Raw genomic sequence first — 638 nt, 5'->3', positions numbered from 1 at the left:
GGCTGGGCATCGTATTGGCATCAGCGGATTTTGCGGGAGATGGATTTAACGGAAGACGAAACGATTGAGTACGCTAAGCTTAATGCAGGTGTTGTTCAGCCATCCACCACCAGTATTAATCCGTATTATCTTGGGCTTAAAATTTTCGAAGATATCGAGGAGCGCTGGAACCATCCCACAACAGAAGAAGCGGAACGTTTTGGGCGAAAGCCTGGTAGGGGACGAGAGAAGATTTTTGAGGTACGTGAGCTGGATAGTGATATCTCTTTCATCCGCAATTATTTGACCAAGGATTTGGTAAAGAAGACAGATATGTATGTGTTTGGCCGCCAGGGTAACGACTGGACGATTACAGATAAAACGTGGGAAATCGTACGGGACCAGTTGGTCATAAGCCGGGTGAATGGAGGATTCCCTTATATTCAGGTCCAGGACGGAGATTATCTTCATAATGGAGAATTGTATCTGTTCCACCAGTTTGAGGGCATGGAACTGGATGTGAAATATTTAGAGAAGACGCTACCATATGTGCATAAGCTATGGGGGAAGTCAGTCCATATAGAGACGCGGATCGAGGATCGTCGGGTATTGTTTACGTACGATGGGAAGAAGTGTCACAGGAGATTTTTATAATGATG

Annotated in this window: 1 protein-coding gene; it reads left to right on the top strand. The window is 45.3% G+C overall.

Going from position 1 to position 638, the window contains the following annotated elements:
* Window positions 1-633 (top strand): SpoVR family protein (locus tag HMPREF0083_RS22435; protein ID WP_021624149.1); only part of this gene is annotated, 633 nt, incomplete at its 5' end.
* Window positions 634-638 lie beyond the last annotated feature (5 nt).

Source organism: Aneurinibacillus aneurinilyticus ATCC 12856, assembly GCF_000466385.1.
In the GTDB taxonomy this organism is placed as follows: Bacteria; Bacillota; Bacilli; order Aneurinibacillales; family Aneurinibacillaceae; genus Aneurinibacillus; species Aneurinibacillus aneurinilyticus.
The sequence above is the reverse complement of the archived record's forward strand: the minus strand, read 5'-3'. Positions and strand labels throughout refer to the sequence as shown.